Raw genomic sequence first — 8,981 nt, 5'->3', positions numbered from 1 at the left:
CAGCTTTCAAAAAATTCGTTCTGGCGTGATCCACACCTGTGCATGACTTCCACATAGTTTTCCACAGAATGTGGACTCTTGCCGACTCAGCCCAGTGAATCTCCACACTCGTGGATAAGCTTGTGGAAAACTACATGGGTGTGACTTGTGGACGAGCCTCGGTGACGGGAACGCGAACGGCGGTGAATTTCGGGCGAGCGTGACGTGAAACATGCGGATCCCGTTTGACCGCTCGGATTGAGCCTCGCTAAGATGGAGTGTCCTGTGTACCGGGCTTCATCCGATTATCCTGATTATCTTTTGGCTCTTATGCACAGGAGTGCTCGGCGGTCGAGACTCGCACCGCCGTTTTTTGTGAGAACGCACCGGCGTTCACCCGCAACCTAGAAATCGGAGACTGAAGTGAGCAAGCGTACATTCCAGCCCAATAACCGTAAGCGCGCCAAGAAGCACGGCTTCCGTCTGCGTATGCGCACCCGCGCGGGCCGCTCGATCCTGGCTGCACGTCGTCGCAAGGGACGTTCCGACATTTCGGCCTGAGCATGCTTGACGCGGCACATCGGATCCGCAGCGGCGAAGACTTCAGACGAATCTTCAGAGCCGGGGTCCGGGTGCGCACAGAGCATCTCATGGCGCACAGCCTGAGAGACACCGATGATACCCACGCTGCGCGCGTGGGTTTCATCGTATCCAAGGCCGTCGGAAACGCCGTGGTGCGCAACCGCACCAAGCGTCGCCTGCGCGAGATCATGCGTGCGCGTCTCGGTGAGCTGAGAGCAGGAGATCTGTTCGTCATCCGGGCGCTGCCGCATGCGGGACAGGCCGACTTCGCCGTTCTGTCCGCCGAAGTCGACGAGCTGCTGATCAAGGCAGAGAAGAAGCTGGAACGTCGTGGACGCCGAACATGATCTGAAACATGTCTCCGAGGTGCCCCGTCGGCCGGCCGGCTTCTGGCCCACACTCGGCTGGATCGCCCTGGTCGGTCCGAGGATGCCGTTCGTCTGGTTCATCCGCGCCTATCGGATCGTGATCTCACCTCTCTACGGCCAAGTGTGCCGCTACTATCCCAGCTGCTCCATGTACGGTCTCGAGGCGTTCGAGATACACGGAGTTCTCAAGGGAGTGGTGTTAACTGGGTGGCGCGTACTGCGCTGCAACCCGTGGTCGCACGGCGGCGTCGACCATGTGCCGGGATCAGCGCGGGAGGCCAGGTCGAAGACCATCCACCGCGGTCAGGCACACAGTTAGAACATATTGAACTCGCAGTCCGCACGCGAGCGCGAACAAGCGGACTGCCTCGGGGCACACGTCGTGTCGCGCAGACCTGTGAACAATGGCAAAATGAACGACGCGCCAGCATCGTTGTAACGAGGAGAACTGAATGGACTGGATGGACAAGCTGCTCTACCCGCTGCAGTGGGTAGTTGCTTGGATCCTCGCGATCTTCCACGAGATCTTCACCGCGATCGGCCTGCCTGCCGACAGCGGGTGGACCTGGGTGCTCTCGATCGCCGGCCTGACCGTGGTCATCCGCGCTCTCCTCATCCCTCTCTTCGTCTACCAGATCAAGTCGCAGCGCAAGATGCAGCTGCTGCAACCGGAGATCCAGCGTCTGCAGGCGAAGTACAAAGGCAAGAAGGACCAGTACTCTCGCCAGGCCATGGCCGAAGAGCAGATGGCACTGTTCCGCGACAACAAGACCAGCCCCTGGGCATCGTGCCTGCCGCTGCTCGTGCAGATGCCGATCTTCTTCTCGCTCTTCCGCGTCATCCACAACATGCCGAAGGTCGCCGAGGGCTCTGTCGGCGCGATCGGCGGCTTCACTCAGCAGCTGGCGATTCAGGCCGAGAGCTCTTCGATCTTCGGCATCAGCCTTTCGGCTGTCTTCACCGACCCAGGCTTTGCAGTCAAGCTGCTGACCGGTGTGCTCATCGTCGTCATGGCCGCCACCATGTTCATCACGCAGAAGCAGATGATGGCGAAGAACATGTCGGAGTCGGCGATGGCCAACCCGATGATGCAGTCGCAGAAGATGCTGCTTTACGTGATGCCTATCGTCTTCGGCATCGGCGGCATCTACTTCCCGCTCGGTGTCCTCATCTACTGGCTGGTCTCGAACACGTGGACGATGGCTCAGCAGCACATGGTCATCCGCAATATGCCCGCTCCCGGCTCGAAGGCCGAGAAAGAGATGCTTGAGCGCAAGGCTCGCAAGGGCAAGACTGTGAAGCAGGATGAGCTCAAGGGATCGACCGTCACCGAGGAGGCCCCGAAGAAGAGCGGCCAGCGGCAGCAGCCCGTGAGCAAGAACCGTAAGAAGAACAAGAAGCGCTGAGGACAGACATGACCGAAGAGAAGATCGACGAGACCTCCGAACAGACACCGGAAGAGACTCCGGAGGAGACCTCGACGAAGCCGAGCCGTGCCGAACTCCTCGAAGAAGAGGGCGAGATCGCCGCGGACTACCTCGAAGAGCTGATGGATCTGGCCGACATCGACGGCGATATCGACATCGATGTCGCTGACGGCCGTGCCCAGCTGTCCATCGTCTGCGAGGACGACGAGGACTCGAACCTGCGTACCCTCGTCGGCCGAGAGGGCCGCACACTCGGCGCGCTGCAGGAACTCAGCCGTTTGGCCGTGCAGACGCAGACCGGTCAGCGGTCGTGGCTGATGCTCGATATCGACGGGTTCCGCAACAGCCGTCGCGAAGAGCTGATCAAGAAGGCCAAGCGTGCCATCGACGACGTCAAGGACGGCGGCGAAGAGTTCGCGTTCAAGCCGATGAACAGCTTCGAGCGCAAGATTATCCATGACCAGGCGGCCCGAGCCGGCTTGGTCTCGGAGTCCGAGGGTGAGGGCGACGGTCGTCATGTCGTCATCCGGCTCGCCGATGACTGATCAGCCCGAGAACGACCCGGAGCTCTCGAACGAAACAGAGCTCTCGACCGAAACGGCGACTGTGGAGATCGAGTCGCCTCCGACCGGCACCGAAGAGTACTTCGGTGCGGCGTATCCTGCCGCGCAGCGGTATGCCGAGCATTTGGCCACGACCGGAATCGAGTGGGGACTCATCGGTCCGCGTGAGGTCGATCGCCTGTGGACCCGGCACATCCTCAACTGCGCCGTGGTCGCGGAGTACATCGGTGAGAACGATGTCGTCGGCGATGTCGGCAGCGGAGCCGGCCTGCCGGGAATTCCGATCGCACTGCTGCGCCCGGAGGCGAAGATCGTCCTCATCGAGCCGATGGAGCGTCGCGTCGAATGGCTGAACCTGGTCGTCGATGATCTGGGACTGAAGAATGTGCGCATCGTTCGTGCACGGGTCGAGGAGCTCGTCGACGAGGAGATGTTCACGGTCGTGACCGCACGTGCGGTCAAGGCGATGACGACCCTCATCGAATGGACTCGCGAGGTCATCAGCCCCGGAGGACGGATCCTCGCCCTCAAGGGAGCTTCGGTCGAAGGGGAGCTTGCCAAGGCGAAGAAGCTGATCAGACGGTATCGACTGTCTCAGCCCGAGATCCATATCGTCGATGGCGGCGGCATCCTCGAGGTTCCGAGTCGTGTCGTCGAGATCGTCAAGAAATAGTACGAAGTAGAGTTGGTCTAGGCTGGATGAGAGCCTTGTGAAACCGATGGATGATGGAGTGCGCCCTATGCCGATCATGGATGAGTCGTCTCCCATTGGTGCCGCGATTGCACGGGACAACCGGCGAGCGGATCGACTGTCGCAGACAACCTTTCCACGGCCGGACTCGACCCGCATCTTCACGATCGCGAACCAGAAGGGCGGCGTCGGAAAGACCACGACGGCGGTGAACATCGCGGCGGCCCTGGCCAATCAGGGGCTCAACGTCCTGCTCATCGACATCGATCCCCAGGGCAATGCGAGCACCGCACTGGGCATCGACCACTATTCCGAGGTCACGAGCATCTATGACGTCCTCATCGACGATGTTCCGATGCGTGAGGCTGTGGCACAGTGCCCGGACTTCGACACTCTCAAGTGTGTGCCGGCGACCATCGACCTCGCCGGCGCGGAGATCGAACTCGTGTCCCTCGTCGCGCGTGAACAGCGACTGCAGCGTGCCCTGGGCATCTACCTCAAGGAGGAGGAAGCAGCCGGAGACCGCGTCGACTACATCATCATCGACTGCCCGCCCAGCCTCGGTCTGCTGACAGTGAATGCCTTCGTGGCAGCTCGCGAGGTGCTCATTCCGATCCAGTGCGAATACTATGCGCTCGAAGGGCTGAGCCAGCTGCTGAAGAACATCCAGCTCATCCAGAAGCATCTCAATCCTGAGCTCGCGATCTCCACGATTCTGCTGACGATGTATGACGGCCGCACGAACCTCAGCGCTCAGGTCGCCGAGGATGTGCGCACCCACTTCCCGGAGCAGGTGCTCGGCACTGCTATTCCGAGATCGGTGAGGATCTCCGAGGCACCGAGCTATGGACAGACCGTGATCTCATACGACCCACATTCCAGCGGTGCCCTGTCGTATCGGGAAGCCGCTGAAGAAATTGCGAATCGAGGAGTAAGTCGTGGCTGAACGCAAGAAGAGGGGCCTCGGACGCGGGCTCGGAGCATTGATCCCCGACGCGAACTCCAACGATCGTCCGGTCGATGTCTTCTTCTCCGGTGGGAGCACGGAAGACGGCCAGGCCGAGACGAAGACGCCACGCTCTGCGCGGACCGACCCCGCTGCGTCGATGCAGTCATCTCGGCGGCGCAAGCCGAAGTCCGGGCCGGCCAAGACTTCGACCTCCAACACCGCATCGTCCAATGCTTCCCAGTCCACATCGGCCGATACGAAGACAGCTGACACGACGTCGACCGGTTCGACATCAGCGTCGAAATCGTCGTCTGCCAGGACGTCTGCGTCCACCTCTGCAGGGTCGAAGTCCACCGCCTCGAAGACCAGAGGCACGAAGTCGACGACCTCCAAGTCGAGCACGGCGAAGACATCGACGGCCAAGACGGGTGCCGCGAAGGCCAGCGGGGGCAGTGGCTCCAAAGCAACTTCTGCTGGCAAAACGACCACACCGAAGACGAAGTCAGGCTCATCCGCTGCCGCGGCACCAGCTGAGAACGCAGAGCAGGCTCCTGCAGTCGCGAAATCGAGTACACGGAAGACTTCCACCCCTGCTTCGGTTTCCGACTCGACAAGAGGCGACAGCGATGCCGGAACAACAGTGTCGAGGACTGCTGCACAGTCCGATTCGACTGACGCAGACAACAACGTATCGGCTGACTTCGTCCCAGCCGAGCGTACTGATGCGCAGGAGACTGAATCCGCAACGGCGGCCGCTGCGGCTCCGTCGCCCGAGGATGATGTCCGGGAGACTCATCCCGGCGTGTACACGTCTTCTGGTCGCAGCAGCGACGACGCCGGGGTTGATGAGAAAACACCGTCAGCAGACACGGGCGGTGACAACGATGTAGAGACTACTGATGTAGTGAATGGTGACCCAGCCGCTGAGCCAACCGCCGCTCAAGACGAGCGCGAGCCCGTGACTTCGGGGGCAACGGATTCCTCGTCCTCAGCGCCTGCGGAATCGAATGAGCAGTCGAGTTCCTCCGGCACGACTGAAAAGTCCGGTGAGTCCCACACGGCGGAAGTCGCTGATGGCGGCGATGCCGACGAGTATGACGGCGTTGAGTCCATTCCGGATACCGAGTTCGGTGAGATCGATGTTGATCTCATCGATGCGAACCCACGGCAGCCGCGTACTGTCTTCGACGAAGATCTGTTGGCCGAACTCGTCCACAGCATTCGTGAGATCGGTGTCCTTCAGCCTGTCGTCGTCAGGCAGAAGCCCAGCGACCGTTCGCGGTTCGAGCTCATTATGGGCGAGCGTCGTCTTCGAGCGACGAAGGATGCGGGCCTGTCGACGATTCCGGCAATCATCCGGTACGTCGAGGATACGGATCTCCTCCGTGACGCACTTCTGGAGAACCTGCACCGTGCGGAGCTCAACCCGCTTGAAGAGGCTGCGGCTTACGGACAGCTGCTCGAGGATTTCGGGTGTACACAGGAGGAACTCTCGGAGCGCATCGGCCGTTCGCGTCCTCAGATCTCCAACACCTTGCGTCTCCTCCGCTTGCCTCCTCTGGTGCAGCGTCGCGTAGCGGCCGGGGTCATTTCCGCCGGCCATGCTCGCGCCATTCTGGGACTACGGGATCCGGAACATATGGAGGTGCTGGCGCAGCGCATCGTTGCCGAGGGCCTGTCAGTCAGGGCTTCGGAGGAGGCAGTCGTACTGCTCAATCGCGGAGATTCGATCAATGTTTCACGTGCAACTACGAAGGTGGCGCCGGAATTCCTTGCTGTCGCTGAGCGCCTGGGCGATCGACTCGACACCAAGGTGAACATTTCCGTCGGCAAACGCAAGGGCAAATTGAGCGTGGAGTTCGCGAACCACGAGGATCTCGATCGCATTCTGAGTCTCCTGGGAATCTCGAATGAGGCTGCGATCTGAACATAGCACTACGAGAAGAGATGGCCCCCGCAGGTATGCTCGCGGGGGCCATTCTACTGTCGTCTGGTGTGACGTCACTCGGTGAATTTTCCGTGTGGCGTTGTGATGTCGGTCGAATCCCCGGTAGTGGGATCGCGTGGTCGGCAGCTGTACCGGAGAGATGGAATCCGTCCTGGTCTGCTATGCGCCGCCAGGAGTTTCACGTGAAACGCTGAGTCGCCATTCGTATTGGACGGACTTGCCAGGTGGAAGTTGTCAGTGCCCGGGTGATCCAAGAGTGCCGCCGAAGAATCTCCCCGCTCGAGTTGTTCGCGTGCAGCGCAGCGGGTCTTCGATGCTGATCTGTCATTTGTCTCTTGCGGCGATTGTCATGTCCGGCAGACTCGAGATTGCGGCGGTAGGGACGTTGATCGTGTGTGTGACCGATGTCGTCCGTGAGGTTTCGAGTGTTCTTACGGCTACGTGCGAAGTGCTCCGAGGAGCGGAGGTCGAGACTGTGCGACACGATATAGACACCAGTGGTTCGATCGGTGGCCAGTTCGAGAGTTGGGCGAAGAGTCGATTCGACGGTCTGATGGAAGTGAGTTCTGGCGTTTCACGTGAAACTGAGCTTAGGGGCATCTGGGTTCTCTTCCGATAGTCGAGTCGCTTGAGACCGTCACAAGACCGCTAGCACCTTCTGCGATGCCTTCGATATATGCCGTTGTTTCACGTGAAACGCCTGTTTGACCGGTCCGGACAGCGATCACTCCGACTGTGTACAGCAGCTGGTAGAGATTCCGGCGAGAGATACGAATTCAGCTACGCACCTGCTGCCCGATCAGCGATCTCGTAGAGCTTCCCCTGGAGACCCGCAGAAATTCTGGTGACGATCCTTCTCATCGTTCTGTCAATGGACTCCGTAGTCACCTTGTTTGCATCGTTTGGTTGGTATCCTCGGCATGGCAAGGACGGGCCAGACATATTTTCGGTGCATGGCGCGAGCGTCGGAAGCAGAGAGACTATGGCATAGACGCGCCAGGTGGCTGAGATCCGCGAATCCAAGACTCGCTGTGGGCCGAACTGTTTCACGTGAAACACTTCGGAGTGCAACTGATCGGCATCTGTCTACTGTGAGTTTCGCATGTCTGGATGTCCGTAGCGCTTGAAGTAGGACACTTCGCGCTCTGTGACCGATTGGAGCCGCTGAGACAAAATGATTGTGCCATCGCTTGGCACTTTCATATTGACCTATTCGGAGTCCGGATGACCGGATCGCCCGATCGAGTGTCAATGGTGGGGGCGTTCTCGCATCTGGCCCTATTCGTCACAATGATCTCCGCGTTCAGATCATCGGATGTGCCCCATTGTTCCACGTGAAACGGCCCGTTTGTGCAGGGCATATGCAGTCCTGCAGCCCAGCAGGGAAAAGTAGTTCGGTGAACTACAGACTTGTTGATGAAAGGTCTTGGTTCCTGCGGGTCAATGGTTGTATGTTCAGTTGGTAAGGCTGGTTAGTCACTTGGGGTATTCGGGGATCTTGGCTTTTGCGCGTTGGGATTGCTTCCTCCGGCATTGGGTTCTCTATGTAGTACTGGTACCGAGTTGCTGGTTCATAGTTCTGGCCATTTGTACTGCCCCTCCTGCGTTCGGCATTCCGATCCACATTGCCGAATGCGCCAGTACTAATGGTGCTGCTCAGAGGGATTGCGTATTAGTGGCGGTCGTCGGGAACGTTGATAACTGAGTATGAATTCCTCTGAAGACCTGTCTGATGGGACTCTATACATGGTTCGCATCGGAACCGTTTCACGTGAAACTCCGGCTGGTCAGGCACGGAGGTGTCAGTCCTTCTCGTCGCCGCTCCGACCAGGATGTATCCGGCCGTAGGGTGAAGTTGGTGTACGCGAGTATAGCCCGCTGTATGTTGAAAGGCGCTTGGGCTACTGTGTTTCCAGGTTCGCGGCTACTACTGCGTCTCATCATTTCTGGCTCAGCGACTCTGAGTTCCGTCTATTATTGCGTTTCATGTGAAACAGTCATTGTTGTGCCCCTCGATGCGGTCAGACGGTCCTGGACCGACGTGGCGCCCGTAGTGCGCAATCCCGTCTTGGATCTACGGAGTGTGTATCACTTGTTTGCGAACCCGTAGTGGGGCCTGATGGCAGTCATTGACCGCAAGCGAATCGTGGACCGCACTTCGTCTTGGGCGATGTATTGTGCGGTTGGTTCCCGGGCAGCGCGACGTCTCGGGATGCCCCGTGGGCCACATTGGACAGTCAACGTTGCTTGAGCTGTGTTATCCAAGGTTGCAACGCCAATACACTTCGCCGATCGCCGCGGTTATTGTTTCACGTGAAACCGAAACGGGCTCTCTGCATTGGTAGGAAAGGTGTACGCTGCCGTCGGCTCGCAACGCTGGGAGCTGCGGCGAGAGAATGAGGCTGGGAGCTACGGCGACTGCTTTGGGTGTACTTCGGCGCTAGCGCTTTCGCCCGTGAGGCGGACGGTTCTTG

General features: G+C 59.5%; 9 protein-coding genes. 8 read left to right on the top strand and 1 reads right to left on the bottom strand.

Going from position 1 to position 8,981, the window contains the following annotated elements:
* Window positions 1-402 precede the first annotated feature (402 nt).
* From rpmH to CXR29_RS17130, 7 genes are all read left to right on the top strand, one after another.
* Window positions 403-540: a 50S ribosomal protein L34 gene (gene rpmH / locus CXR29_RS17160; RefSeq protein WP_039211706.1), complete on the top strand. Its 138-nt coding sequence runs from the start codon at window positions 403-405 to the stop codon at window positions 538-540.
* Between the two features lie 2 nt (window positions 541-542).
* A complete protein-coding gene (rnpA, locus tag CXR29_RS17155) occupies window positions 543-908 on the top strand; it encodes a ribonuclease P protein component (RefSeq protein ID WP_101554842.1) in 366 nt (121 codons plus the stop codon).
* Window positions 892-1,248, top strand: coding sequence for a membrane protein insertion efficiency factor YidD (yidD, locus tag CXR29_RS17150; protein WP_025779568.1), 357 nt, complete (start codon window positions 892-894; stop codon window positions 1,246-1,248). Before rnpA ends, yidD begins: the two co-directional genes overlap by 17 nt.
* Before the next feature lie 133 nt (window positions 1,249-1,381).
* A complete protein-coding gene (gene yidC, locus CXR29_RS17145; protein ID WP_127365204.1) occupies window positions 1,382-2,335 on the top strand; it encodes a membrane protein insertase YidC in 954 nt (317 codons plus the stop codon).
* 8 nt (window positions 2,336-2,343) lie between these two features.
* Window positions 2,344-2,901, top strand: a complete 558-nt coding sequence (locus tag CXR29_RS17140; RefSeq protein ID WP_025779572.1) for a Jag family protein — start codon at window positions 2,344-2,346, stop codon at window positions 2,899-2,901.
* Window positions 2,894-3,592, top strand: a complete 699-nt coding sequence (gene rsmG, locus CXR29_RS17135; RefSeq protein WP_101593915.1) for a 16S rRNA (guanine(527)-N(7))-methyltransferase RsmG — start codon at window positions 2,894-2,896, stop codon at window positions 3,590-3,592. The genes CXR29_RS17140 and rsmG overlap by 8 nt, the downstream gene beginning before the upstream one ends.
* Window positions 3,593-3,659: 67 nt before the next feature.
* Entirely contained in the window at window positions 3,660-4,556 is an 897-nt protein-coding gene (locus tag CXR29_RS17130) for a ParA family protein (protein WP_025779575.1), read from the top strand.
* Here CXR29_RS17130 and CXR29_RS17800 read toward each other — a convergent pair.
* Entirely contained in the window at window positions 4,473-5,021 is a 549-nt protein-coding gene (locus tag CXR29_RS17800; protein WP_241241514.1) for a hypothetical protein, read from the bottom strand. The genes CXR29_RS17130 and CXR29_RS17800 overlap by 84 nt on opposite strands.
* 178 nt (window positions 5,022-5,199) lie before the next feature.
* Here CXR29_RS17800 and CXR29_RS17125 point away from each other — a divergent pair, with 178 nt between their 5' ends.
* Entirely contained in the window at window positions 5,200-6,486 is a 1,287-nt protein-coding gene (locus tag CXR29_RS17125) for a ParB/RepB/Spo0J family partition protein (protein ID WP_241241513.1), read from the top strand.
* The last annotated feature ends 2,495 nt before the right edge of the window (window positions 6,487-8,981 follow it).

The sequence above is a fragment of the Brevibacterium linens genome (assembly GCF_003999335.1).
GTDB lineage: Bacteria > Actinomycetota > Actinomycetes > Actinomycetales > Brevibacteriaceae > Brevibacterium > Brevibacterium linens.
Note: the sequence above shows the minus strand (reverse complement) of the source record. Positions and strands in the feature narration are given on the sequence as shown.